Raw genomic sequence first — 23,683 nt, 5'->3', positions numbered from 1 at the left:
CCAGTTCATCCCTTTTGAGTACCAATCGCCGATCACTGTGAATCGATATCCTTCAGCTCATCCTGAATAGCCTGAGCATTCGGGTTGTCCGCCGGGGTCAGCTTACCGCCGTTGGCGATAAAGTCATGACGCTGGAAGTAGGCTTCACGCATCAGAATGTAAGGGTCGGAAGACTGGCGCAGCAGGCCGTCGGAATCCAGCAGCTGAGCACGTGTCTCAATCCCTTCCACCGCCCATTTACCGATCGACATCGGCCAGGTCAGCCAGGAGAGCACCGGATACAAGCCATCGGCCATATCGCCGCCTTCGTCGCGCAGGGTAAAGCTTCCATAGAACGGCAACTGAACATACGGGCCATAGCCAACGCCATAATGCCCAAGCGTACTGCCGAAACGATGTGGCTCAACCCGCTGTAGCTGCGGATTCGCCATCCCGGCCACATCGATAAGCCCACCCATACCGAGAATGGTGTTCAGGAAGAAGCGGGTAAAATGCACCATACCTTTATAGGGGTCGCCCTGCAGGAAGTAGTTCACCATCACTGCCGGCTCTTCCAGGTTACTGGTAAAATTGCTTAACCCGTTGCGCGCCGGCTGTGGGACGTAGTCGCGCCATGCCACCGCGACGGGGCGAAGCACGTAAGGATCAACCACGTTAAAGTTGAAGTTAAACATCGTGCGGTTAAACCCTTCTAACGGGTCTGAGCGCCCCTGCGGCCGATCGCCAGAGCTGGAACTGGCACATCCCACCAGCAATGTGGCGCCAAGCGCAAGCGCCGACAGGCGATAATTCATAGATGTCTCCCTGGTTTTTATGGCTATCGCGAGTTGCCATCCATGACGGAAAGACAACGCTTCCGCCCGTAAAGATGTGAGCGATTGTAACAGCACGTTGAACGATGTCTATATCACCCAAGTTGTTGATTTGATCTTAGCCTGGGAATAACGAAATCGCGGGGCTCCTATTCTACCGGAGCGACAAAAATCTGACGTTACCATTTTTGCGATTTCAGAGTATGCCCAGCCAGACGGCAGGGAAAGCCGCTACGCTATAACTATACAGATTGATAGCGAGGGCCACGAAATGGATGAACTAGACAATAACAAATTAAAGGCAGAGGATGACGAAAGAGAAGTGGAAAGTGAGGAAAATCAGCGTGGTGAAGAGATCGAAGTAAATGAAGATCGCCTTCCCTCGCGGGCGATGGCGATCCATGAACATATTCGCCAGGAAGGGGAAAAAGAGATGGAGCGCGATGCGCTGGCCCTGCTATGGTCAGCGATTGCGGCCGGCCTGTCGATGGGGGCCTCCCTGCTGGCGAAGGGAATTTTTCACGTCAAACTGGAGGGGATCCCGGGCGGTTTTTTGCTGGAAAACCTCGGCTACACCTTCGGCTTTATTATCGTAATTATGGCCCGCCAGCAGCTGTTCACTGAAAATACGGTCACCGCCGTTCTGCCGGTGATGCATAATCCCACCCTCGGTAACGTCGGTTTGCTGATGCGGCTATGGTCGGTGGTGCTGGCGGGCAATCTCATCGGTACCGCGGTGGCCGCATGGGCCTTCAATTATATGCCTATTTTTGATGAGCCAACCCGTCAGGCCTTTGTCAGCATTGCCGAAGACGTAATGAAAAACAGTCCGACAGAGATGTTCGCTAATGCGATTATTTCCGGCTGGCTGGTCGCCACCATGGTCTGGATGTTTCCTGTCGCCGGCGCCGCCAAAATCGTGGTGATTATTCTCATGACCTGGCTTATCGCCCTGGCGGATACCACCCATATTGTGGTGGGCTCGGTCGAGATCCTTTATCTGGTGTTTAATGGAAATCTGCCCTGGAGCGACTTTATCTGGCCGTTCGCCCTGCCGACCCTGGCGGGAAATATCTGTGGCGGGACCTTCATCTTCGCACTGCTGAGCCATGCGCAGATCCGTAACGATATGAGCAGCAAGCGAAAAGCGGAAGCCCACGCCCAGGCGGCGGAGAAAGGGAAAAAGGCCGACCGGACATAAAAAAAGCGCCCTGAGTGGCGAGGGTTTAAGCAGTCAGACGGTATGGCTCTTACTCAGGCGGGCAAAAAACGCTATACTCGTGCCGCCTTGTCCCCTTAGTTAAATGGATATAACGAGCCCCTCCTAAGGGCTAGTTGCAGGTTCGATTCCTGCAGGGGACACCATATAAACGTTGCCCGCCATTCACCACGATGACCTAAACGCCAGCCAGAACGTATTCTTCTCGTAATCATAATTAGCCAACGATTTCAGTATGGTTAGTCCTGCCAGAAAGGAACGTGTCTTTGTCAATCACGCACACAATAAACCGACAGCAACGCGCATTTCTGCGTACAATACCTTCTGACTTTTTCAGTCACTAGCCGCGACCTTTTACAACCTTCTCTGGACGATACAGGAGCCAGGCGTTGATATGAAACAGATCACCCTCAGCGATATGCAGCAGCAGAGCGAAGCGGCAGCCAGTGCTCCGCGCCTGCGTGCCCATCGCAATTTTCATCCCGAACTAAGCGACCCGATACAGCGTCTGGCCATCGCCATGGAACCCGGCACCTATATCCGCCCCCACCGGCACAGACATACCTTCGAACTTTTACTGCCGCTGAAAGGCCGATTTGTGGTACTGAATTTTGATGACCACGGCGTGGTTACCCGCCGGGTGGTGCTGGGTGAAACCTGCACGGCGCTGGAAATGGAAGCCGGTACCTGGCATACGGTGCTCTCGCTCGACGCAGGCGGCATGGTATTTGAAGTCAAACAAGGCGCTTATCAACCGCTTGCCGAAATGGACACTATGGCCTGGGCGCCTGCTGAAGGCCAGCCAGGCACTGCCGAAATGATGTCCTGGTATGCCATCGCGCAACCGGGTGACCGCTTCCTGTCTATGCCGCAATAACCACAGGTAGGTTCGACAGGCGCCGCAGGCGTCTGTTTGATACTTCCTGCCGACCACAAAGTTTGCCAAATTGACCGTCCCTTTTTTCGTGCTCCGCTCATACTCACCTTAAATATTGCTGCTAAACAGGAAGAAACGCTTATATTCAGCAAACTATTTTTCTCTACGAATAAGAGATGATAAGATAACGGGAAAGAGTAAATATGCGGCAGCAAAACAATAAAAACAGCCAATTTATCGATATATTATTCTCAATGTGAATGGATTTTGTTAATCAGGTAAAGGAAGTCAGCAGAAAAAATAAATCATTGTCATTGATGCTTTTGCTCACCATGGCGATTTATTTTTTCATCGACATACAATTCTTATGAATATTACAGAACGGAATATCTGGAAGCTAAATAATTTACCACCAATGGAGTATTGCTCTCTGGCGCGGGCGCAAAAATTATTAAACTGCGAACTGGAAGACATTCTTCACTGGCATGATATTGGCGCAATCAATCTATGTCTTAAGCTTAACCCAACGCCGGGAATATTAAAAATCGCCGTCCTCTCCCATCAGGAAAAAGAGGTAACCAGCGCGTTTAATCCATTTACCTCAGTCGAGGTAGGAGAAACAGTCTGGTCGCAACACTCCCATATCCGCAGCATTCTGCGACTTGAAGGCGATATTCCGACGATGGAAACCCTGCGCGGAAATACGGTAACCCAGTTCAACGTAAAGGTATTTGCTTCAGGGCTCTGGCATCCACACTGTCGGAACCTAATGGCGCTGCTGGAGGCGCCAGATGATATTCTTTTCGAAAACCGCCTCAGCATGATGCTGCCGGATAAACCATTTGTTTATTGTCATTTCATTCCAGAGGAAGACGAACGCCCCTCGATATCATTGAACCGCATCTATATCACCAGCCAGGCCATTGAGAAAATATACGCCCACAGTATTAGCGCCCGGCCTATGGACGTGACGAAAAATCCGCTACTGGATCAAACCCGTTACATCCAGCAGGAATTAACCGTCCTGCCGCAAAGTGAGGTATTGCTGGAATTTATCCATTATCTTGTTCAGTCCCATACTGTATTTAATGAGAAGTTGCAGAGTATGGCTGAGCCAGACAAGACTCAGCTCTTTCATCACGTGCTGGAAAGGCTTAAGGAAGAAGGCATGCTTATAGAGAATGCCCAGCCCGATGAAGGCGATATCGGCAGCGAAGCCAGCCGTGAGTCGCAGTTCGCCGGCGAGTAACGTAGTCCTTCAGGCAAGGGACTGGCGGCTTTCCTGCTCAATCGTTATCGCGTTCTCTCGGGCCAGGGTGATGAATTCGCGCGCTGCGGCGCTCTGCCAGGCGCCCTGCCGCTGCAATAAACAGGCCGTGCGCTGCAGCAGCGCAGGTCTTAGCTCAATCGCCACCACATCATCAAACTGTCCGGCGATCGCCGCCGGCAGCAGCGTTGCTAACGTTGTGCTTCGAATAACCGACAGAACGGCCCCGATGGAGTTGGCCTCCATCCGCACGTCTGGTTCGAGCCGATGAAGGCGGCAATAACGATCAATCTGCTCGCGGGTAGCAAACTCGCTGCTCAGTAAAATTAGCGGCTGGGCGTCGAGAGCCAGCAGTTGCAAGTCGCGCTCTCCTGCCAGCGGATGCGCACGGCTCACCACCAGAGCAAGCGTTTCCGTCAGCAGCGGCTGAACCACAATTTCCTGTGACCGGCTGTCGTCAAAGGCAATCCCCACATCCAGTTCATCCTCCAGCAGCATCGCCTCCATCCGCTCCTGGTTCATCTCCTGGATAAGCACTTTTACTCCAGGATAGCGTCGGTAGTACGCCTCCATCAGCGGGCCCAGCATATAGGTAGTGAAAGTTGGCGTCATAGCAATGCGGAGTTTACCGTGCTGGAGATCTTCTGCGTCATGCAAGGCGCGCCGACCTTCCTCAAGCTCGCGTAACGCGCGACGGGCATACTCCAGCCAGATCTCTCCAGCATCGGTCAGGCGAATACGTCGGCCAGAGCGGTCGAAAAGCTGAACCTCCAGCATCGCTTCCAGCTGGCGTATCTGCTGTGACAGCGCAGGCTGGGAGACATGCAGCGCCGCGGCGGCGCGGGAAAAGCCACAATGTTCAGCCACAGCGATAAAGTAGGAAAGTTGGCGCAGAAGCATCGGCCCACCTATAAGAAATTCCAATAGGCATTATCATAAATAAGTCTTTTAACTTATGAAACAAGAGACGTACCCTCTTCGCACGACCCTCAACATATTTCACCTTTAACATCGTTTTATGCAGGAGTGACTATGTCCGCTCACGATCGTTATCTTCAGCGCGCATTAGTGCTGGCAAAACAAAACATTGCTGACGGTGGGCGCCCCTTCGGCGCCGTGCTGGTGCGGAATGATGAGATTGTCGCTGAAAGCGTCAATACCTTTCATCTGAGCGGTGACCCAACGGCGCATGCCGAACTGAACGCCGTTCGCGATCTTGCCGCCAGACTGGGAAGCGCGGTGTTGCGCGAATGCGTCATCTATGCCAGCGGACAACCTTGCCCTATGTGCCTGAGCGCGCTCTATTTAACCGGCGTGCGGGAAGTGTTTTTCGCCAATAGCAATCAGGACGGGGAGCCTTTTCAGCTCTCGACCGCCGCGATTTATCAGCAGCTGCAGCAGCCGCTGGCCCAGCAAACGCTGCCGATCCATCATCGCCCGCAGCCGGAGGGAACTGAACTTTATCAGCGCTGGGCGGAACGGCAGTCATGACACCAGCGCTGCGACAGAACCTGACGCTGGCAGTCCTGGTACTGACTGGGATCAATATGCGGCCGCTGCTTACCTCCATTGGTCCTTTGCTGCCGGACATCCGCGCAGCCAGCGGCATGAGCTATACCCTGGCCGCACTCCTGACCGCGCTGCCGGTGATCGCGATGGGGGTGCTGGCGCTGGCCGCTGGCTGGGTCGATCGCTATATCGGTCAAAAGCGCAGTATTGCGCTGAGCCTGCTGATTATCGCGGCAGGCGCCCTGCTGCGGGAAATCGCCCCGAATAGTGGCTTACTGCTCACCAGCGCTCTGGCCGGAGGAATTGGCATCGGCATTATTCAGGCCGCCATCCCGGCGGTAATTAAGCACCTCTTTCCCCGACGGACGCCGCTGGTGATGGGACTATGGTCAGCGGCGCTGATGGGCGGCGGCGGGTTAGGCGCCGCGTTCACCCCATGGCTGGCGTCACATAGCGCGGCCTGGCATGATGCGCTAGCCTGGTGGGCGCTCCCTGCGCTCCTGGCTCTGCTCAGCTGGCTGGCGATTTGTCGGCATTTGCCTCGCGCACCGCATCAGACCAGCGCTTCCCCCCGGGTCGCGATTATTGGCCAGCGCCGCGCCTGGACGCTGGGACTCTATTTCGGACTGATCAATGCCGGTTACGCCAGCCTGATCGCCTGGCTGCCTCCTTACTACATCCAGCTAGGCGACAGCGCCCAGTACAGCGGTTCGCTGCTGGCGCTGCTGACCGTCGGGCAAACCGCCGGCGCGCTGCTGCTCCCGGCGCTGGCTCGCCAGGAGGATCGGCGCCAGCTTCTTCTGCTAGCGCTGGCGCTACAGCTGATTGGCTTCTGCGGCTTTATCTGGCTGCCAGAGCATTTCTCTGCGCTCTGGGCCATTGCCTGCGGCGTGGGATTGGGCGGCGCGTTTCCTCTGTGCCTGGTGCTGGCGCTGGATCACGCCGGACAACCGGCGGTGGCCGGCAGGCTGGTAGCCTTTATGCAGGGGATCGGATTTATCATCGCCGGTCTGTCGCCCTGGCTTTCAGGCCTGCTGCGTAGCCTGAGCGGGAACTACACGCTTGACTGGTCCTGGCATGCGATCTGCGTCCTGCTACTCATGGCGCTGACGCTGCGCTTTATCCCGGCACACTACCCGGCCGAGTGGCGACAGCGCGCCTCAGACCTGCCCTCAACCGACGGCGGCGCGTGGCAAAGATAATGCCGCGCGCTCTCGTTGGCCTTCTCCGCCCGCCCCATCGCTAAAACCCGTTTCCTTCGCGTCGCTGGCGCTAAATTTATTACCCTGTGAAATTAATGTGTCGCCGAATCACGACACTCGTAAGTAACTAAAAATTAATAAAAAAATGCCTCTTGTTTCCCTGATTTTTTAGGCGTACATTAGCGCCATCTGGAGCACTAAACGCACAGAATTACGGGCTGCTGCAGGGTGAAGTTACACTGGCGACAGCCCTTGAAAAACAGAACAATTAATTCATTTGAACGTCGCACAAGCGCGTGGAGTGATGAGTCGTGAAATACTTCTTTATGGGCCTCTCTTTTATGGTCATCGTTTGGGCCGGTACTTTTGCCCTGATGATCTAGACTGCAGCGGTGTCAAAAAAAACGGGAGCCTTCATGCTCCCGTTTTTATTTTGCCGTGCTGCCCGCAGCGCTAGCTCGCGGAGGCCAGCAGACCATCCGCGCGGAACATCGCCTTGATACCGCGGATCGCCTGGCGCGTACGGTCCCGGTTCTCGATCAGCGCGAAGCGGACGTGGGTATCACCATAGTCGCCAAAGCCAATCCCCGGCGAGACGCAAACCTTCGCTTCATTAAGCAGCTTTTTCGCAAACTCCAGCGACCCCATGGCGGCGTAAGGTTCCGGTATTTTCGCCCACACGTACATAGACGCTTTCGGACACTCCACCATCCAGCCGGCCTCATGAAGCCCTTTGACCAGCACATCGCGACGGCGCTTATACTGTTCGGCAATATCGCGCACGCACTGCTGATCGCCCTCCAGCGCAGCTATCGCCGCCACCTGCAGCGGAGTAAAAGTCCCGTAGTCATGATAGCTTTTGATACGAGCGAGGGCATTCACCAAAGTCTTATTACCCACCATAAAGCCAATGCGCCAGCCGGCCATGTTATAGCTTTTCGACAGGGTAAAGAACTCGACGGCGACATCTCGCGCGCCGGGCACCTGCATGATGGAGGGCGCTTTCCAGCCGTCATACACGATATCGGCATAGGCCAGATCGTGGACGACCAGAATGTCATACTGCTTCGCCAGAGCGACAACCTTTTCAAAGAAATCCAGTTCGACGCACTGCGCGGTCGGATTTGAGGGAAAGCCAAGGATCATCATCTTCGGCTTCGGATAGCTCTCGCGGATGGCGCGTTCCAGCTCGTTGAAGAAATCCACCCCTTCCACCAGCGGCACTGAGCGCACCTGCGCCCCGGCGATTACCGCACCATAGATATGAATCGGATAGCTGGGGTTCGGCACCAGTACGGTGTCGCCATGATCCAGCGTCGCCAGCATCAGGTGCGCCAGCCCCTCTTTCGAACCAATGGTGACGATCGCCTCCGATTCCGGATCGATATCGACGTTATAGCGTTCTTCATACCAGCGTGAAATGGCGCGACGCAGGCGCGGGATCCCCCGCGAGGTAGAGTAACCATGGGTGTCAGGCCGTTGAGCAACGGTGCAGAGTTTTTCCACGATATGCGGCGGCGTCGCGCCATCGGGATTACCCATACTGAAATCGATAATATCTTCGCCGCGCCGACGCGCAGCCATTTTCAGTTCAGCAGTAATGTTAAAAACGTACGGAGGGAGACGATCGATACGCGTAAAACGGCGTTCAGGACTGGATTCAGCCATAGGTTCCTCTAATTAACGTTAGCGCCCGGACCGTCCGAGCGACGCTGCCGCTGTTGCGGCTCGTTTAGAAAATAACCTGAAAAAATTCATGTTGTCGAGAGGCCCGTTAAAAAATATTCCCTGGCATATAAAACGGGTATCGACTGCGCTAAATGCGGCAGTTCATGGGCGGAATAATCCCGGGTTGTATAAAAGTGGTAACACACTGATATCTTTCTTAACACAGAATATTATCGTTAATGGCGAAGACCGCCGCTATCGCGATGCTTTTTAATTAATCCCCTTTAAAAAGTGCGACTTTTCCGCTTTATGGTTCCACGGCTGGTCTTCTGCCGTCAGGTTTTTTATCATGTCCCTTTCTGGCCACTGACGCGGCGCACCCATGCACGAAATCTTTACTATGATGCTGGCGGTCTATGATCGTGCGGCCCTGATGCTTATTTGCCTCTTTTTCCTTATTCGCCTGCGCCTGTTCCGCGAACTGTTGCATAAGTCGGCCCATACTCCGAAAGAGCTGCTGGCGGTGACAGCCATTTTCTCGCTGTTCGCGCTATTTAGTACCTGGTCCGGCGTCCCGGTTGAGGGGTCCCTGGTGAACGTCCGCATTATCGCCGTGATGTCCGGTGGGATCCTGTTTGGTCCCTGGGTGGGCGCGATTGTCGGGGCGATTGCCGGCGTGCACCGCTATTTGATTGATATCGACGGCGTGACCGCGGTGCCCTGCTTTATCACCAGCATTGTCGCCGGCCTGCTGTCGGGGTTGATTAATCGTAAAGTGGCCCGCGAACAACGGTGGAAAATCGGCATTCTGGCGGGGATGATGTGTGAAACTCTGACCATGATCCTGGTGGTGGTCTGGGCGCCTTCCCTGAGTCTCGGCGTAGATATTGTTTCGAAAATTGGTATCCCGATGATCCTCGGCAGCGTCTGCATCGGCTTTATCGTGCTGCTGGTGCAGAGCGTTGAAGGGGAAAAGGAGGCCAGCGCGGCGCGGCAGGCGAAACTGGCGCTCGATATCGCCAACAAAACCCTGCCGCTGTTTCGACACGTTAACAGCGATTCTCTGCGCCAGGTTTGCGAGATTATCCGCCGCGACATTACCGCCGACGCGGTGGCGATCACCAATACCGAGCACGTGCTGGCCTACGTGGGCGTCGGTGAAGCCAACTATCAACGCCACGACGATATGATTAGCCCCACCACCCGGCAGGCGATTCGTTATGGGAAAATCATCATAAAAAACAATGACGAAGCCCACCGCACCCCGGAGATCCACTCCTTGATGGTGATCCCGCTGTGGGAAAAAGGGGTGGTGACCGGCACGCTAAAAATCTATTACTGCCACGCCCATCGCATCACTTCGACGCTGCAGGAGATGGCGATTGGCCTGTCGCAAATAATCTCCACCCAGCTGGAAGTCTCCCGCGCCGAACAGTTGCGGGAGATGGCCAACAAAGCGGAGCTGCGCGCCCTGCAAAGCAAAATTAACCCGCATTTTTTATTTAATGCGCTGAACGCGATCTCCTCCTCGATTCGCCTTAATCCGGACACCGCGCGCCAGCTCATTTTTAATCTGTCGCGCTACCTGCGCTATAACATCGAATTAAAAGACGATGAGCAGATTGATATCAAACGAGAGCTGTATCAGATCAAAGATTATATCGCTATTGAACAGGCGCGATTCGGCGACAAGCTGACGGTCATCTACGATATTGACGACGACGTCAGCTGCGTGATCCCGAGCCTGCTTATCCAGCCGCTGGTGGAAAATGCCATTGTTCACGGTATTCAACCCTGTAAAGGCAAAGGCGTGGTGACGATCGGCATTAACGAGTGCGGCAATCGGGTACGCATCAGCGTTCGCGATACGGGCAACGGTATCGATCCCGTCGTGGTCGCCCGCGTGGAAGCCGATGAGATGCCGGGTAACAAAATCGGCCTGCTCAATGTGCATCATCGGGTGAAACTTCTCTACGGCGAGGGTTTGCATATCCGCAATCTGACGCCGGGAACCGAAATCGCCTTTTATGTCCCCAATAACTCTACGCCGCAGGCGCTGACGGAGTCGCTGTTGTCATGAGCGGAGAAAAGATGAAAGTTATCATTGTGGAGGATGAGTTTCTGGCCCAGCAGGAGCTCTCCTGGCTTATTAACACCCATAGCCAGATGGAGATCGTCGGCAGCTTTGACGACGGCCTGGACGTGCTGAAATTTCTCCAGCACAACAAGGTCGACGCCATCTTTCTCGATATCAATATTCCGTCGCTCGACGGGGTTCTGCTGGCGCAAAACATCAGCCAGTTTGCCCATAAACCTTTTATCGTCTTTATCACCGCGTGGAAAGAACATGCGGTGGAAGCCTTTGAGCTGGAAGCCTTTGACTACATCCTGAAACCCTACCAGGAGTCGCGCATCATCAATATGCTGCAAAAGCTGACCACCGCCTGGCAGCAGCAAAATAACGCTGCTTCAGGATTAGCCAGCGCGGCGCCACGGGAAAACGACACCATCAATCTGATCAAAGATGAGCGGATCATCGTCACCAGTATTCATGATATTTATTATGCCGAGGCGCATGAAAAGATGACATTCGTCTATACCCGCCGGGAGTCATTCGTCATGCCGATGAACATTACTGAATTCTGCAGCAAACTGCCCACCGCGCATTTCTTCCGCTGCCACCGCTCGTATTGCGTAAATCTCAGCAAAATTCGGGAAATTGAGCCGTGGTTCAACAACACCTATGTGCTGCGCCTGCGTGACCTGGAGTTTCAGGTTCCGGTCAGTCGCAGTAAAGTGAAAGAGTTTCGCCAGCTGATGAATCTGTAGAGAGCGGAAAGCACCGCCATCCGGGCTACGACGGGAGCCCGGGGGAAGAATGCTTAAAGCACCTGACCCAGCGTCTGACGCAGATGCGCGCCGGAGCCCAGCAGGCCTGGGTTATCATGCACAATCAGGTAAACCGGGATATCCTGAACATAAGCTTTAAAACGGCCTTTGTCTTCAAAACCGCCGCGGAAACCAGAGGCTTTAAAGAACTCCAGGAAGCGCGGCACGATGCCGCCGGCGATATACACCCCGCCAAACGTCCCGAGGGTCAGCGCCAGGTTACCGCCGAAGCGTCCCATAATGACGCAGAACAGCGACAGCGCCCGACGACAGTCGGTGCAGCTGTCCGCCAGCGCTCGCTCGGTCACCTCACGCGGCTGCAGGTTCTCCGGCAGTCGGCCGTCCGATTTGACAATCGCGCGATACAGGTTGACCAGCCCGGGACCTGAGAGCACGCGTTCTGCGGAAACATGCCCCAGCTCGGCGCGTAGCTCTTCCAGAATGATCCCTTCTTCTTCGCTGTTCGGGGCAAAATCAACATGACCGCCTTCGCCCGGCAGGCTGACCCAACGCTTATCAACGTGGACCAGATGCGCCACGCCGAGCCCGGTCCCGGCGCCATAAACGGCGATCGGTTTGCCCGCTACCGGCGCACTGCCGCCAAACTGAATAAGGTGCTCAGCTTTCAGCATCGGAATGGCCATTGAAACAGCGGTAAAATCGTTAATTATCTCCAGATGGGCAAAGCCGAGGTTACGCTTCATTTCGGCGATAGAGAAAGCCCAGGTATGGTTGGTCATCGCCACCCAGTCGCCGGTAATCGGGCATGCGATGGCGATACAACCTTCGTTGACCGTTACCTGGTGCTCCTCGAGGTAGACGCGCACCACTGCCTCCAGACTGGGGTAATCGAGCCCGGAATAGGTCTTTGCGCGAGAGATCTCTCCACTCGCCAGATCACATAGCGCCAGGCGGGCGTTGGTCCCCCCGACATCTCCTACTAAAGCAAATTTTGTCATTCCGTTACGGCTCCGCTAAAGTCAAAATAAATCTTTTGGCACACTGTAAATTCATGGCGGCTTAACAACAACGTCCAACGCGCAGACGCCCCTTGTTTAGCGACACAGGTCACATTTAGTTTGTAATCTATGCAAGGTAGCCTGTAAAGGACGCGCCGGATATCAGATGTCACCTTAACTTTATCGTTTCAGCACCATTTGCATCGACGGTCTCCGCTGACGAAGGCAAAGTAGTGCTCCAGCACTTTTACAAGGACATTTCCATGCTCCATCCTCGCGCCAGAACAATGCTGATCCTGTCGGTGCCGGCCATCCTGATAGGCATCGCCTGCAGCCTGATCCTGATCGTGGCGATGAAGGTTGCCGCGCTGCTGCAGCGCGTGCTGTGGAGCAATCTGCCCGCGCAGTTGGGGGTGAGCGCCGACAGCCCGCTGTGGATCATCGCCATGCTGACGGCGACAGGGATCGCGGTGGGTCTGGTCATTCGTTACAGCCCCGGGCACGCCGGGCCGGATCCAGCGACCGAGTCGTTAATCGGCGCTCCCATTGCCACCGGCGCGCTGCCCGGACTCCTGGCCGCGCTGATCCTCGGCCTCGCCGGCGGCGTCAGCCTCGGCCCGGAGCATCCGATTATGGTGGTGAATATCGCGCTGGCTGTCGCCGTCGGCTCCCGACTGTTTCCGCGCGTCAGCTCGCTGGACTGGACCATCCTCGCGGCCTCAGGCACCATCGGCGCCCTCTTCGGTACCCCGGTTGCCGCCGCGCTGATTTTTTCGCAAACCCTCAATAGCAGCAACGATACGCCACTGTGGGATCGCCTCTTTGCTCCCCTCCTCGCCGCCGCCGCCGGCGCGTTGACGACGGATCTGTTTTTCCATCCCCATTTTTCGCTGCCGATCCCGCACTATGGTCAGATGCGCTTCGTTGATATTCTCAGCGGCATTATCGTCGCCCTGATCGCTATCGCCGTCGGCATGGTGGCCGTCTGGTGTCTGCCGCGACTGCATGCCCTGATGCATCGGTTGAAAAATCCAATCCTGACCCTCGGCATCGGCGGGCTGCTGCTGGGGATCGTGGGGACGATAGGCGGGCCCTTAACGCTATTTAAAGGGCTGGATGAGATGCAGCAGCTGGCCTTCAGCCAGACGCTAACCGCCGCGGATTTTCTGCTTATCGCGCTGGTCAAACTGGCGGCCCTGGTTCTTGCCTCAGCCAGCGGCTTTCGCGGCGGGCGAATTTTCCCGGCGGTGTTCGTCGGGGTAGCGCTGGGGCTGATGCTGCATGCTCATGTTGACGCGGTGCCGGCGGCAATCACCGTTTCCTGCGCGATCCTCGGCATGGTGCTGGTCGTCACTCGCGACGGCTGGTTGAGCCTGTTTATGGCCGCCGTGGTGGTCCCGGATACGACTTTGCTGCCGCTGTTGTGTATGGTGATGCTCCCGGCCTGGCTGCTGCTGGCCGGGAGACCGTTGATGATTGCCAAACGGGATACCGATTAAACGCGGCTGTTTCGCTCCTCAAGGGCCTGCGTCACCGCGCGCAGGAAATCGGGGATATCCATTTTCGGCAGCATCACTTCTACCAGGGTGAGGGTATCGGAGGTGATGCTCTCCGTCATCGCCTCCCGCAGTTCAGACGTCTGAGTGACCCGCCGGCAGCGCGAAGCAACGTCAGGGGCGAAGGCTTCCGGCAGCCGCTGCCAGTCCCACAGAGCGATGTCATTGTAGCGCTGCTCTGGACCATGAATCGCCCGTTCCACGGTATACCCTTCGTTATTCAGCAGCAGAATAAGCGGCTTTTGCTTATCACGCAGCATGGAGCCCATCTCCTGAATGGTCAGTTGGGCCGCGCCATCGCCGACAATTAGCACCACCCGCCGCTCCGCCGCCGCGGTTTGTGCGCCATAGGCGGCCGGGAGAGTAAAACCAATCGAGCCCCACAGCGGCTGGACGATCAGCGATGCTTCAGAGGGCAGCTTCAGCGCCGCAATGCCAAAGGCGGCCGTCCCCTGATCGGCGAGAATAATATCCCCCGGACGCAGGGCGCCCTGCACCGTCGCCCAGAAATTTTTCTGGGTCAACTCGCCTTCAGCGCCCTCCTCAGCCTCCGGCGCCACGACCTGAGGCGTAGCCCACTCCGCCGCCAGCGGGGCGGAAAGCGTCATCAGCGCGGCCAAAGCCTTATCCATCGGCACCCCGCTGAACCAGTGATCGCCCACCCTGACGGCGAAGGGCTGGATCTCAATAGTCTTTTCCCGCGCCAGATGTTGGGTAAATCCTGCGGTGATGGTGTCGGTGAAGCGCGTGCCAATGCAGATGATGGTGTCGGCGTTTTCAATCGCCTCCCGGGTCTGCGGCGCGCTGGCAATCCCGCTGTAGGTGCCGACAAACCCGCTCTGCTGCTCATCAAACAATCCCTTGCCCATGAGCATCGTCGCATGGGCGACAGGCGTTTTCGCCACCCACTCCCGGAGCGTCTTCTGCAGGCCATAACGTTGCGCCAGGAAGTCCGCCAGCAGGGAAATGCGTCGGCTGCCCCGCAGCAGGCGGCTGGCATGTTCGCAGAACCCGGCAAGCTGGTTTTCATCCGCCGGAGCGGGCTCCACCAGCAAGCGCTGGGCTGGGGCAATCGCTGCCGCTCTGGCGACATCGGCTGGCAGCATCAAATAGCCGGGGCGATGATGCGTCAACATATCGCGCAGCACACGGTCGATTTCATGGCAGGCGTTGCCGGCGGTCAGCAGCGCCTGGCTACAGGTGATCTGCTCGCTCATGCGGGCGAAATGGCGAAAATCGCCATCGCCGAGGGTATGGTGCAGCAGTTCGCCGCGCTGCTGGGCGCCGGTAGAGGGCGCACCGACGATATGCAATACCGGAATATGTTCCGCATAGCTACCCGCAATGCCGTTCAGCGCGCTCAATTCGCCGACGCCGTAAGTGGTCAGCAGCGCACCGGCTCCTTTGATGCGCGCATAGCCGTCAGCGGCATATGCCGCATTCAGCTCGTTGGCGCAGCCGACCCACCCCAAGGCGCTGTGCGCGATGACGCGATCGAGAAACTGTAAGTTGTAATCTCCCGGCACGCCGAACAAGCGGTCAATACCGCAGTCGACAAGGCGATCCAGCAGATAATCCCCAATAGTGTAGGTCGGTTGCATATCCATTATCCTCATTTTGGTGCAGGTGTAATTTGAGTATTGAATAAGCGATCCGCCTGTCCAGATGGGAGGTGATAATGGCAGTGTAAAGCAATAATTACGCAGAAAAAGCAGTGTACTCCACGCAGAACATTGTTTAGTGTAAACGTATACACATCCTGTTTTGTCGGCGGAGGAAGAATGGTTTACCAGGCAAGCACCACGCGATATCAAACGATGGAGTACCGTCGCTGCGGCCGCAGCGGTCTGCAGCTACCGGCTATTTCCCTTGGCCTGTGGCATAACTTTGGCGATGAAACGCGAGTGGAAACTAGCCGGCAGATGCTCCTGCACGCTTTTGACCTCGGTATAACCCATTTCGATTTGGCCAACAACTATGGGCCGCCGCCGGGCTCGGCGGAAAGCAACTTTGGCCGTATCCTGAAAGAGTCGCTCCTGCCTTATCGCGATGAGTTAATCATCTCCACTAAAGCAGGTTACACGATGTGGGACGGCCCTTACGGCGACTGGGGATCGCGAAAATATCTGGTAGCCAGTCTTAACCAGAGCCTTAAACGCATGGGGCTGGAATACGTCGATATTTTTTACCATCACCGGCCTGATCCACAGACGCCGCTGATGGAAACGATGCGTGCGCTCGATCATCTGGTTCGTCAGGGTAAAGCGCTATATGTCGGGATCTCCAACTATCCTCTGGCCCAGGCGCGGGAGGCGGTGAAGATCCTTAACGACCTCGGCACCCCCTGCATCATCCACCAGCCTCGCTACTCGATGTTCGAACGCGGCGTGGAAGAAGGACTGCTGGATTTTCTGCAGACGGAAGGGATTGGAAGCATAGCGTTTTCACCGCTGGCCGGTGGGCAACTTACCGACCGCTATCTCAACGGCATTCCGGCCGACTCGCGCGCCGCCAGCAGCAGTCGTTTTCTGCAGCCGGAGCAACTGACTCCAGCCCGATTAGAAAAAATTCGTCAGCTTAACAGGCAGGCGGAAGCGCGTGGGCAGAAGCTGTCGCAGATGGCGCTGGCCTGGGTGTTGCGCGAAGAGAAAGTCACCTCGGTGCTGATCGGCGCCAGCAAAACCGCGCAACTGGATGATGCCGTCGGCATGCTGCTGAATCGCCATTTCACCACCGAGGAGTGCGCGGCCATCGACGCCATCCTTGCGCTGTAAAGCAAATGTTACTTTAGCAAAAAGTGCTCTTTCCTGCGCTTTCGGAGTTCGTCCGATGCGGCGGGTCTTTACCGACCCGTAATATCAGGTTAACAGGCCGCTTACGGCCCCGATCGTGAAGGAGAAGAGTATGTTCAGGTCACTGATTCTGGCAGCAGTACTGCTGGCCGCAGGGCCACTGGTCGCTAACGCTGGTGAAATCACCCTGCTGCCATCGGTAAAATTACAAATAGGCGATCGTGACAATTACGGTAACTACTGGGACGGTGGCAGCTGGCGCGACCGTGATTACTGGCGTCGTCACTATGAATGGCGTGATAACCGTTGGCATCGTCATGACAACGGCTGGCACAAAGGCTGGTACAAAGGCAGAGATAAAGCCTGGGAGCGCGGCTATCGTGCTGGCTGGAACGACCGCGATGACCACCGCGGCGGCTGGGGACGCGGCCCGGGTGGGCGCGGTCACGGTCATGGACATGGCCATCACTAACAAACGAAAAAGGGAGCCCATCGGCTCCCCTTTACTTTATTCAGCATCAGGAATCAATTAATCCAGCCCGAGCAGCGACCCCACTATTAACCAGCCGTTCAGGCTCACCACAATAGCGACTATCGCCCAGCCGATGCCTCTCACCCAACGGGTATTCACCAGGTCCCCCATCAGCTTCGCATTGCTGGTAAATATCAGCAGCGGCACCAGGGCAAGCGCAATGCCAAAGCTGAGCAACACCTGACTCATTACCAGGATGCGCGTAGGATCCAGCCCCAGCAGAATGACGACAAACGACGGCAGCATGGTGATCGCCCGGCGAAACCACAGCGGAATATGAAAGCGGATAAACCCCTGCATAACGACCTGACCTGCCAGAGTGCCCACCACGGTCGACGATAAACCGGCGGCAATCAGGCTGAGGCCAAAGATGGTCGCCGCCGCGTGGCTCAGCAGCGGCTCCAGCGTCATGTAGGCCTGATCGAGATCGGCGACGCCGGTATGGCCATTAAAGTGGAATGCCGCCGCAGCGGTCGCCATCATCGCCAGATTGACGAACCCGGCAATGGTCATGGCGATCGCCACATCCCAGCGGGTCGCGTTATAGCGTTCTTTTCGCGTTCCGCCATGCAGATGCTGAGTCAGCGATGAGTGTAAGTAGATAACGTGCGGCATGATTGTCGCACCCAGTACCCCGGCGGCTAAGAATACCGCCTCCCCGTTGGGCAGCGTGGGGATCACCAGCCCTTTCGTCAGAGGAGCCAGCGCGGGCTGGGAAAAGATCAACTCCACGACATAGGCCACGGCGACAAACAGCAACAATCCACCGATCACCTTCTCCAGTGGTTTTTGTCCGCGCCGCTGCAGCATCAGGATCAGAAAAGTCGCCACCCCGGTCAGCACCGCACCCTGCAGAAGCGATACGCCGAGTACCAGCTTAAAACCAATTGCGGCGCCGATAAATTCAGCCAGATCGGTGGCCATAGCGATAATTTCCGCCTGTACCCAGTAAAACCAGACAACAGGACGCGGGTAATGGTCGCGGATCTGCTCGGCCAGGTTTTTGCCGGTGGCAATGCCCAGTTTGGCAGAAAGCACCTGGATCAGCATCGCCATCAGGTTAGCCCACACCACGACCCACAGCAGCTGGTAGCCAAAGCTGGCGCCGGCCTGAATGTTAGTGGCGAAATTACCCGGATCGATATAGCCAATGGCAGCGACGAAAGCCGGGCCCATTAAGGCGAGCTTCACCTTGCGCGCGGCGCGACTACTGCTATTCTCAACGCGACTGCTAGTCATCTTCTGCCTCTGGAAATATAGCCTTTGCTATGTTTCATGCTATCAAAATGCGAATGATTATCAAGTTCATTTAGAATGGAGATAATGATTGCTGTGATAGAAGGGAACAATAGCTGGCCGGAAATGAAATACGGGCGTCAGAAAACGAGATCCAGCCCGCTATTAAGAGTAGTACAAGAATGCAACTTTTAAAACCTTTACGTAACATAACAAAAGTGGATGTTGGATCACTATTTTTGCCATTGGTCACAGTTCCTTGCAATAGTGTGCAATTGATCTCGTTTTCTTTAAAGCCGTTGCATAGAATGTGCACGGAAATTTAACCTGCCTCATATTTGGAGCAACTATGGACCGCGTCTTGCATTTTGTCCTCGCGATCGTTGTGGTGGCTATACTGGCCCTGTTGGTCAGCCATGACCGCCAAAAGATCCGTATTCGTTATGTTGTTCAACTGCTTGTCATTGAAGTCCTGCTGGCCTGGTTCTTCCTCAACTCCGATATTGGTCTGGGTTTTGTGAAAGGATTTTCCGAGATGTTTGAAAAACTCCTCGGGTTTGCCAACGAAGGGACAAACTTCGTGTTCGGCGGCATGAACGATAAAGGCCTGGCCTTCTTCTTCCTCAAAGTTTTGTGCCCTATCGTCTTTATTTCGGCTTTGATCGGCATTTTGCAGCATATTCGTATCCTGCCGATTGTCATTCGCGCGATCGGTACCGTCCTGTCGAAAGTTAACGGCATGGGCAAGCTGGAGTCCTTCAACGCCGTGAGCTCGTTGATCCTCGGCCAGTCGGAAAACTTTATCGCGTATAAAGATATTCTCGGCAAAATGTCGCGCAACCGCATGTACACCATGGCGGCGACGGCGATGTCCACCGTGTCCATGTCCATCGTAGGCGCTTACATGACCATGCTGCAGCCAAAGTATGTCGTTGCGGCGCTGGTGCTCAACATGTTCAGCACCTTTATCGTTCTGTCATTAATTAACCCTTACCGCGTGGAAGAGAGCGAAGAAAATCTGCAGATGTCGAATCTGCACGAAGGTCAGAGCTTCTTCGAGATGCTGGGCGAGTATATTCTGGCAGGTTTTAAAGTCGCGATTATCGTGGCGGCGATGTTGATCGGCTTCATCGCGCTGATCTCGGCGCTGAATGCCCTGTTCGCCACCGTGACCGGTTGGTTCGGCTATAGCATTTCCTTCCAGGGTATCCTCGGCTATATCTTCTACCCGGTCGCCTGGGTGATGGGTGTGCCGGCAAGCGAAGCGCTGCAGGTGGGCAGTATTATGGCTACCAAACTGGTCTCCAATGAATTCGTCGCCATGATGGATCTGCAGAAAATTGCCTCGACGCTCTCCTCGCGCGCGGAAGGCATTATCTCTATCTTCCTGGTCTCCTTCGCCAACTTCTCATCTATCGGTATTATTGCCGGGGCGATCAAAGGTCTGAACGAAGAACAGGGCAACGTAGTTTCTCGCTTCGGTCTGAAGCTGGTGTACGGCTCCACGCTGGTTAGCGTGTTGTCCGCCTCGATTGCGGCGCTGGTTCTGTAACAGACGTCAGTCATCTGAGCCGGGCAATGCCCGGCTTTTTTTTGCCCGACATTCACCCAGCGGCTGTGGTTTACCGATCAGATAACCCTGCAGATAATTCACGCCCAGCTCCAGCAAGCGCGCTTTTTGCGGTTCGCTTTCGACATATTCCGCCACCACGCTCATCTGTTTCGCCCGCGCCATCTCGACAATCGATTTCACCATGATGGCGTCCAGCGGGTCCGTGAGGATGTCGCGGACGAAGCAGCCGTCAATCTTAATGATATCGGCCTGTAGATGTTTCAGACGTTCATAGTTCGCATAGCCGGTGCCAAAGTCATCAATAGCGATGGCGCAGCCAAACGCGCGCAACGCTTCAAGATTTTGCCGACTGGTGTCCGCATTAGAGAAGGCCTGCTCTTCGGTCACCTCAATAGTTATAAGTTCTGGCGAGACGCTATAGCGTTGAAACAGCGCGATAATCTGCCCTGCGCTGTTCTTTTGCATCAGAGTTGCAGGCAGCAGGTTGACCGAGAATCGCTGGCCGGGATGCTTATGGAGCATACTGAACAAGGTCTCCAGCACCAGCATGTCAAAACGTTGGCTGAGGTTAAACTGCACAATCAGCGGAATGAATCGGTCGGGCATAATGACGCTATCGCCACAGCGCATGCGCGTGAGGATCTCATGATAACCCTCCCCCTCCGGATTCTGAATCGGTTGCGCATAGAGCATCAGCGCGCGATCTTTGAGCACTTGCTTGACGCGCATAAGGAGGCGCACCTGCTCGGTAGTTTGATCCACTACCAGATCCTGCTCCTCGTCCAGCGCCAGCACCCGACGTTCACTGCCCGCCTGTTCGGAAAGCCAGCTTAGCTGGCCCAGCATCTGGTAAAGTCCCTCACCCTGGCCGTCATCGCGGCCCCAGGCCGCGCCAAACTCCAAATCCAGCGGCTGATTGTGCCAGCTGAACTTTTTGTGGTTGAGGACCGCGACCATGTGATTCAAGCGGGACGACGGCTCCGGCCCATCAAGCACGAGGATCAGTTCGCTGCCCGGTACCTGGAAGACTTTATCCGCCGCTCCCAGCAGCGGTTGCAGCGCCCGAATAATCTGCCGTTTACAGTCCACCCCCATCATCAGACCATAATGCCGACTGAGAAAGTCGAGATTATCAATACGCAGGCTGCAGATAGCCTGCTGAGGACAGCTCTGTAAATGGCTCTCCAGCGCGCGCAGGTTAGGCAAGCCGGTCAGCGGATCCTCTTCCGCCTGGCTACGCCAGCGGCGTTTGTTGCGGTCGCTGCGGGCATAGATGTCGGCCATATAAAACAAACAGATAGTAAAGGAGATCAGAACCGACAGCACAAAGGAGAGTGAATACTCGCTTTGCACCCCCTGGAGAAAGTTTTTGTTATATACCACCAGCAAAAAGGCCGAGACAGACCATGAAATACGCAATAGCGCATGGCCTATTCGACTGATACCGATAAAGTAGACAATAAAAATAACCGGAACTAAATAACCGGCAATAAATTCAGACTGATACGGCGCACACAATAGCGTTAATATCACCGCCAACGCGATAAACCAATATAGGGTAAAGGAGCGATATTGCGGTGCCAGCCACGGTAAACATTCCTGCTGCCAGAAACGTCGGGCGTAGCGCGGACTGATAATCATCCGCATTGGATAATAAAGAAACGTCGTAAAAATTAATGCCGCACTGATTAAACTTTGGATATCTATTACAGTATAAATCAACGGCATACTACCAAAGTAACTGGTAATAGCTAATGGAAACGCAAAATATTGTCCGGCGAGATACATGGTGATTTTCAGGAGCACCGGCGCGAAGAAGCCGCCCCAGAAGATCCGCGCCCCCATATGTTTTGCCGTTGGACCGCAGCGCCAGCGCTTCCCCACCAACAGTCGCAGAATAGCGCAGGAGACAAACACGGCGAACAGTTGACAAAAAAGTAAGATAAACGCCTGCGGCAGCGTTAATTTAATGAGAAAACTATTGGTGATGGCAAACGCGAGAATTAATGGCGCAATTGCATAGCGGCCAAAGATAAAAATAACAGAAAACATCACGCTGATTGGCAGCCAGGCAATATAAATAAGGTTGCCGTCAATTATCGTTTGCGGTGAAATAAAACGAGCCAGCGGAATAGCGACTAAACAAATGATAAAGGCCAATAGAGTTTTTTTGATATTAATGTTAATTTTATCAAGCATTATTGTTAATTAAAACTCCAGAAACCTCATCACGTTTAATGGGGGAAATGTTATGTTGCTTATTTAGGGCAGGCAAGGCGAATTATCAGGAAAAAGTCTGAAATTACTTTCGATTTTAATTGCTGGAGATTAACTGACGTAACCAGAAAGTGCTTTACATGAAACCCGCTAAAAACAAAAACCCCCGCCGAAGCGAGGGTTCTGAATTTTGGTGGAGCTAAGCGGGATCGAACCGCTGACCTCTTGCATGCCATGCAAGCGCTCTCCCAGCTGAGCTATAGCCCCACAGGACTTCTTTACGAACCAAATCCGCTGGGTGCAGAATTTGGTGGAGCTAAGCGGGATCGAACCGCTGACCTCTTGCATGCCATGCAAGCGCTCTCCCAGCTGAGCTATAGCCCCGTAACGTAAAGCGTGTCGTGTTGACGGGCGGCATAATATGAATTCCTCGCTCAGGTGTCAACGGCAAAATTATCCTTCCCGATTCAATCGCTGAAAAAGCAGGCAACTTGCTGACATTGCGAGCCTTATCGCAGTCAGAAGTTAAACAGGTCACCTTTTCACGTAAAAGGATGCTATAACATGGGCAGCTAATTCCCATACATTTACTCAGGAAATAGTATGCTCAAGGAACGAATGACACCTGAAGAAATTGCCCATCTAACCGGCTACAGTCGGCAAACTATCAATAAGTGGGTGCGGAAAGAAGGATGGCAAACCTCTCCGCGACCTGGCGTCCAGGGCGGCAAAGCGCGCCTGGTCCATGTCAATGAGCAAGTCAGGGAGTTTATCCGCAGCGCCCAGCGCGTGGCGGAGACGCCCGGCATCTATTCTCCCCATGATAGCGATCTGGAATCGCTGCTGCTGACCCTCAGTAAAGAACTCACCCCCAGCGAGCAGAAGCAGCTTATGTCTTTGTTGCTGCGCGAGGGGATCACCGGGTTACTGCTTCGGTTAGGGATCCGCGATCGGTAAACCATGATGAAACTGAAAGATAAAATGACGCCCGCAGAGCTTGCCGACTGCCTGGGGCTGGCCAGACAAACGATCAATCGCTGGGTTCGCGAGAAACAATGGCGCACCGAAGCAATACCCGGCGTTAAAGGGGGGCGAGCGCGACTGGTGGTTATCGACCAACCGGTACGCGAGTTTCTGACCAACATCCCTGCCAGACGCCATCTGCTTACCGACAATCATCTCGCGGAATCGCCAGGTGCATACCTGGTCAATGAGGCAGACGCGATCTGGCGGCAAATCACGGAAACCCTACAGCTGATGACTCCGGCAGAACAGCTGCAGCTCCGCGATCTGCTGGCCCGGGAAGGGATTAGCGGTTTTCTTGCCCGCCTCGGCATCGCCAGTCCGGAATAACAGACAAAAAAAACGGCAGGGG

General features: G+C 55.1%; 23 protein-coding genes and 3 tRNA genes. 16 read left to right on the top strand and 10 right to left on the bottom strand.

What is annotated here, in order from left to right:
- Positions 1-32: 32 nt before the first annotated feature.
- Complete coding sequence (gene mlaA, locus HMPREF9538_RS03060) at positions 33-794, bottom strand: phospholipid-binding lipoprotein MlaA (protein WP_002913362.1); 762 nt, start codon at positions 792-794, stop codon at positions 33-35.
- Between the two features lie 289 nt (positions 795-1,083).
- On the opposite strand from mlaA, the gene HMPREF9538_RS03065 reads away from it, so the two are divergent.
- From HMPREF9538_RS03065 to HMPREF9538_RS03080, 4 genes are all read left to right on the top strand, one after another.
- Entirely contained in the window at positions 1,084-2,013 is a 930-nt protein-coding gene (locus HMPREF9538_RS03065; RefSeq protein WP_009486228.1) for a formate/nitrite transporter family protein, read from the top strand.
- Between the two features lie 89 nt (positions 2,014-2,102).
- Positions 2,103-2,177: transfer RNA gene (locus tag HMPREF9538_RS03070), tRNA-Arg, on the top strand.
- Between the two features lie 248 nt (positions 2,178-2,425).
- Positions 2,426-2,908, top strand: coding sequence for a WbuC family cupin fold metalloprotein (locus HMPREF9538_RS03075; RefSeq protein WP_009486227.1), 483 nt, complete (start codon positions 2,426-2,428; stop codon positions 2,906-2,908).
- 367 nt (positions 2,909-3,275) lie between these two features.
- Positions 3,276-4,157, top strand: coding sequence for a hypothetical protein (locus tag HMPREF9538_RS03080; protein WP_009486226.1), 882 nt, complete (start codon positions 3,276-3,278; stop codon positions 4,155-4,157).
- A 9-nt stretch (positions 4,158-4,166) separates the two neighbouring features.
- Here HMPREF9538_RS03080 and cynR read toward each other — a convergent pair whose 3' ends face one another.
- Positions 4,167-5,075 (bottom strand): transcriptional regulator CynR, encoded by a 909-nt coding sequence (gene cynR / locus HMPREF9538_RS03085; RefSeq protein WP_009486225.1) that lies wholly within the window; start codon positions 5,073-5,075, stop codon positions 4,167-4,169.
- A gap of 132 nt (positions 5,076-5,207) precedes the next feature.
- Here cynR and HMPREF9538_RS03090 point away from each other — a divergent pair, with 132 nt between their 5' ends.
- From HMPREF9538_RS03090 to ypdK, 3 genes are all read left to right on the top strand, one after another.
- Positions 5,208-5,666, top strand: coding sequence for a nucleoside deaminase (locus tag HMPREF9538_RS03090; protein ID WP_009486224.1), 459 nt, complete (start codon positions 5,208-5,210; stop codon positions 5,664-5,666).
- On the top strand, positions 5,663-6,886 hold the full coding sequence (locus HMPREF9538_RS03095) for a cyanate transporter (RefSeq protein WP_009486223.1): 1,224 nt from the start codon (positions 5,663-5,665) through the stop codon (positions 6,884-6,886). Before HMPREF9538_RS03090 ends, HMPREF9538_RS03095 begins: the two co-directional genes overlap by 4 nt.
- Positions 6,887-7,197: 311 nt before the next feature.
- A complete protein-coding gene (gene ypdK / locus HMPREF9538_RS31880; protein ID WP_099119320.1) occupies positions 7,198-7,269 on the top strand; it encodes a membrane protein YpdK in 72 nt (23 codons plus the stop codon).
- A 70-nt stretch (positions 7,270-7,339) separates the two neighbouring features.
- Here the strand turns inward: ypdK and alaC are convergent, their stop codons facing one another.
- A complete protein-coding gene (gene alaC, locus HMPREF9538_RS03100) occupies positions 7,340-8,554 on the bottom strand; it encodes an alanine transaminase (protein ID WP_002913372.1) in 1,215 nt (404 codons plus the stop codon).
- 88 nt (positions 8,555-8,642) lie between these two features.
- Here alaC and HMPREF9538_RS03105 point away from each other — a divergent pair, with 88 nt between their 5' ends.
- A complete protein-coding gene (locus tag HMPREF9538_RS03105; protein ID WP_009486222.1) occupies positions 8,643-8,828 on the top strand; it encodes a hypothetical protein in 186 nt (61 codons plus the stop codon).
- Here the strand turns inward: HMPREF9538_RS03105 and HMPREF9538_RS32490 are convergent.
- Entirely contained in the window at positions 8,825-8,938 is a 114-nt protein-coding gene (locus HMPREF9538_RS32490; protein WP_004153200.1) for a hypothetical protein, read from the bottom strand. The two genes, HMPREF9538_RS03105 and HMPREF9538_RS32490, sit on opposite strands and share 4 nt — an antisense overlap.
- On the opposite strand from HMPREF9538_RS32490, the gene HMPREF9538_RS03110 reads away from it, so the two are divergent.
- Together HMPREF9538_RS03110 and HMPREF9538_RS03115 are read left to right on the top strand one after the other, a co-directional pair.
- Complete coding sequence (locus HMPREF9538_RS03110) at positions 8,937-10,634, top strand: sensor histidine kinase (RefSeq protein ID WP_009486221.1); 1,698 nt, start codon at positions 8,937-8,939, stop codon at positions 10,632-10,634. The two genes, HMPREF9538_RS32490 and HMPREF9538_RS03110, sit on opposite strands and share 2 nt — an antisense overlap.
- Positions 10,635-10,645: 11 nt before the next feature.
- On the top strand, positions 10,646-11,383 hold the full coding sequence (locus HMPREF9538_RS03115) for a LytR/AlgR family response regulator transcription factor (protein WP_002913374.1): 738 nt from the start codon (positions 10,646-10,648) through the stop codon (positions 11,381-11,383).
- Positions 11,384-11,436: 53 nt separating this feature from the next.
- Here HMPREF9538_RS03115 and glk read toward each other — a convergent pair whose 3' ends face one another.
- Positions 11,437-12,402 carry a glucokinase gene (gene glk / locus HMPREF9538_RS03120; protein WP_002913377.1) on the bottom strand — a complete coding sequence of 322 codons (966 nt, stop codon included), beginning with the start codon at positions 12,400-12,402 and terminating at the stop codon, positions 11,437-11,439.
- A gap of 263 nt (positions 12,403-12,665) precedes the next feature.
- Here glk and HMPREF9538_RS03125 point away from each other — a divergent pair, with 263 nt between their 5' ends.
- A complete protein-coding gene (locus tag HMPREF9538_RS03125) occupies positions 12,666-13,901 on the top strand; it encodes an ion channel protein (RefSeq protein ID WP_020317321.1) in 1,236 nt (411 codons plus the stop codon).
- Here HMPREF9538_RS03125 and HMPREF9538_RS03130 read toward each other — a convergent pair.
- The gene (locus HMPREF9538_RS03130) at positions 13,898-15,559 is read right to left on the bottom strand and encodes an alpha-keto acid decarboxylase family protein (protein ID WP_004159719.1); all 1,662 of its coding nucleotides are present in this window, start codon (positions 15,557-15,559) and stop codon (positions 13,898-13,900) included. The genes HMPREF9538_RS03125 and HMPREF9538_RS03130 overlap by 4 nt on opposite strands.
- Before the next feature lie 180 nt (positions 15,560-15,739).
- Here HMPREF9538_RS03130 and HMPREF9538_RS03135 point away from each other — a divergent pair, with 180 nt between their 5' ends.
- Together HMPREF9538_RS03135 and HMPREF9538_RS03140 are read left to right on the top strand one after the other, a co-directional pair.
- Positions 15,740-16,732 carry an aldo/keto reductase gene (locus HMPREF9538_RS03135; RefSeq protein WP_009486218.1) on the top strand — a complete coding sequence of 331 codons (993 nt, stop codon included), beginning with the start codon at positions 15,740-15,742 and terminating at the stop codon, positions 16,730-16,732.
- 130 nt (positions 16,733-16,862) lie between these two features.
- Positions 16,863-17,222: a DUF2502 domain-containing protein gene (locus tag HMPREF9538_RS03140; protein WP_002913419.1), complete on the top strand. Its 360-nt coding sequence runs from the start codon at positions 16,863-16,865 to the stop codon at positions 17,220-17,222.
- A gap of 57 nt (positions 17,223-17,279) precedes the next feature.
- Here HMPREF9538_RS03140 and HMPREF9538_RS03145 read toward each other — a convergent pair whose 3' ends face one another.
- Positions 17,280-18,521 (bottom strand): Nramp family divalent metal transporter, encoded by a 1,242-nt coding sequence (locus HMPREF9538_RS03145; protein WP_009486217.1) that lies wholly within the window; start codon positions 18,519-18,521, stop codon positions 17,280-17,282.
- Positions 18,522-18,867: 346 nt separating this feature from the next.
- Here HMPREF9538_RS03145 and nupC point away from each other — a divergent pair, with 346 nt between their 5' ends.
- On the top strand, positions 18,868-20,070 hold the full coding sequence (nupC, locus tag HMPREF9538_RS03150) for a nucleoside permease NupC (protein ID WP_009486216.1): 1,203 nt from the start codon (positions 18,868-18,870) through the stop codon (positions 20,068-20,070).
- 6 nt (positions 20,071-20,076) lie between these two features.
- Here nupC and HMPREF9538_RS03155 read toward each other — a convergent pair whose 3' ends face one another.
- The 3 genes from HMPREF9538_RS03155 to HMPREF9538_RS03165 all read right to left on the bottom strand — a co-directional run bounded on the left by HMPREF9538_RS03155 (position 20,077) and on the right by HMPREF9538_RS03165 (position 22,692).
- On the bottom strand, positions 20,077-22,290 hold the full coding sequence (locus HMPREF9538_RS03155; RefSeq protein ID WP_004149240.1) for an EAL domain-containing protein: 2,214 nt from the start codon (positions 22,288-22,290) through the stop codon (positions 20,077-20,079).
- Positions 22,291-22,499: 209 nt separating this feature from the next.
- Positions 22,500-22,575: transfer RNA gene (locus HMPREF9538_RS03160), tRNA-Ala, on the bottom strand.
- Positions 22,576-22,616: 41 nt separating this feature from the next.
- Positions 22,617-22,692 (bottom strand) — tRNA-Ala (locus HMPREF9538_RS03165).
- 219 nt (positions 22,693-22,911) lie between these two features.
- On the opposite strand from HMPREF9538_RS03165, the gene HMPREF9538_RS03170 reads away from it, so the two are divergent.
- Together HMPREF9538_RS03170 and HMPREF9538_RS03175 are read left to right on the top strand one after the other, a co-directional pair.
- Complete coding sequence (locus HMPREF9538_RS03170) at positions 22,912-23,265, top strand: MerR family transcriptional regulator (RefSeq protein WP_002913434.1); 354 nt, start codon at positions 22,912-22,914, stop codon at positions 23,263-23,265.
- 3 nt (positions 23,266-23,268) lie between these two features.
- Complete coding sequence (locus tag HMPREF9538_RS03175) at positions 23,269-23,661, top strand: MerR family transcriptional regulator (protein ID WP_002913435.1); 393 nt, start codon at positions 23,269-23,271, stop codon at positions 23,659-23,661.
- Positions 23,662-23,683: the final 22 nt, after the last annotated feature.

Origin of the sequence: Klebsiella sp. MS 92-3 (genome assembly GCF_000195655.1) — a bacterium.
Classification (GTDB): Bacteria; Pseudomonadota; Gammaproteobacteria; order Enterobacterales; family Enterobacteriaceae; genus Klebsiella; species Klebsiella pneumoniae.
The sequence above is the reverse complement of the archived record's forward strand: the minus strand, read 5'-3'. Positions and strand labels throughout refer to the sequence as shown.

What these genes read in the sequence shown, in the direction of transcription:
- mlaA (WP_002913362.1), bottom strand. Translation starts at nt 794, where the DNA reads ATGAATTATCGCCTGTCGGCGCTTGCGCTTGGCGCCACATTGCTGGTG.
- HMPREF9538_RS03065 (WP_009486228.1), top strand. Translation starts at nt 1,084, where the DNA reads ATGGATGAACTAGACAATAACAAATTAAAGGCAGAGGATGACGAAAGA.
- HMPREF9538_RS03075 (WP_009486227.1), top strand. Translation starts at nt 2,426, where the DNA reads ATGAAACAGATCACCCTCAGCGATATGCAGCAGCAGAGCGAAGCGGCA.
- HMPREF9538_RS03080 (WP_009486226.1), top strand. Translation starts at nt 3,276, where the DNA reads ATGAATATTACAGAACGGAATATCTGGAAGCTAAATAATTTACCACCA.
- cynR (WP_009486225.1), bottom strand. Translation starts at nt 5,075, where the DNA reads ATGCTTCTGCGCCAACTTTCCTACTTTATCGCTGTGGCTGAACATTGT.
- HMPREF9538_RS03090 (WP_009486224.1), top strand. Translation starts at nt 5,208, where the DNA reads ATGTCCGCTCACGATCGTTATCTTCAGCGCGCATTAGTGCTGGCAAAA.
- HMPREF9538_RS03095 (WP_009486223.1), top strand. Translation starts at nt 5,663, where the DNA reads ATGACACCAGCGCTGCGACAGAACCTGACGCTGGCAGTCCTGGTACTG.
- alaC (WP_002913372.1), bottom strand. Translation starts at nt 8,554, where the DNA reads ATGGCTGAATCCAGTCCTGAACGCCGTTTTACGCGTATCGATCGTCTC.
- HMPREF9538_RS03105 (WP_009486222.1), top strand. Translation starts at nt 8,643, where the DNA reads ATGTTGTCGAGAGGCCCGTTAAAAAATATTCCCTGGCATATAAAACGG.
- HMPREF9538_RS03110 (WP_009486221.1), top strand. Translation starts at nt 8,937, where the DNA reads ATGCACGAAATCTTTACTATGATGCTGGCGGTCTATGATCGTGCGGCC.
- HMPREF9538_RS32490 (WP_004153200.1), bottom strand. Translation starts at nt 8,938, where the DNA reads ATGGGTGCGCCGCGTCAGTGGCCAGAAAGGGACATGATAAAAAACCTG.
- HMPREF9538_RS03115 (WP_002913374.1), top strand. Translation starts at nt 10,646, where the DNA reads ATGAAAGTTATCATTGTGGAGGATGAGTTTCTGGCCCAGCAGGAGCTC.
- glk (WP_002913377.1), bottom strand. Translation starts at nt 12,402, where the DNA reads ATGACAAAATTTGCTTTAGTAGGAGATGTCGGGGGGACCAACGCCCGC.
- HMPREF9538_RS03125 (WP_020317321.1), top strand. Translation starts at nt 12,666, where the DNA reads ATGCTCCATCCTCGCGCCAGAACAATGCTGATCCTGTCGGTGCCGGCC.
- HMPREF9538_RS03130 (WP_004159719.1), bottom strand. Translation starts at nt 15,559, where the DNA reads ATGCAACCGACCTACACTATTGGGGATTATCTGCTGGATCGCCTTGTC.
- HMPREF9538_RS03135 (WP_009486218.1), top strand. Translation starts at nt 15,740, where the DNA reads ATGGTTTACCAGGCAAGCACCACGCGATATCAAACGATGGAGTACCGT.
- HMPREF9538_RS03140 (WP_002913419.1), top strand. Translation starts at nt 16,863, where the DNA reads ATGTTCAGGTCACTGATTCTGGCAGCAGTACTGCTGGCCGCAGGGCCA.
- HMPREF9538_RS03145 (WP_009486217.1), bottom strand. Translation starts at nt 18,521, where the DNA reads ATGACTAGCAGTCGCGTTGAGAATAGCAGTAGTCGCGCCGCGCGCAAG.
- nupC (WP_009486216.1), top strand. Translation starts at nt 18,868, where the DNA reads ATGGACCGCGTCTTGCATTTTGTCCTCGCGATCGTTGTGGTGGCTATA.
- HMPREF9538_RS03155 (WP_004149240.1), bottom strand. Translation starts at nt 22,290, where the DNA reads ATGCTTGATAAAATTAACATTAATATCAAAAAAACTCTATTGGCCTTT.
- HMPREF9538_RS03170 (WP_002913434.1), top strand. Translation starts at nt 22,912, where the DNA reads ATGCTCAAGGAACGAATGACACCTGAAGAAATTGCCCATCTAACCGGC.
- HMPREF9538_RS03175 (WP_002913435.1), top strand. Translation starts at nt 23,269, where the DNA reads ATGATGAAACTGAAAGATAAAATGACGCCCGCAGAGCTTGCCGACTGC.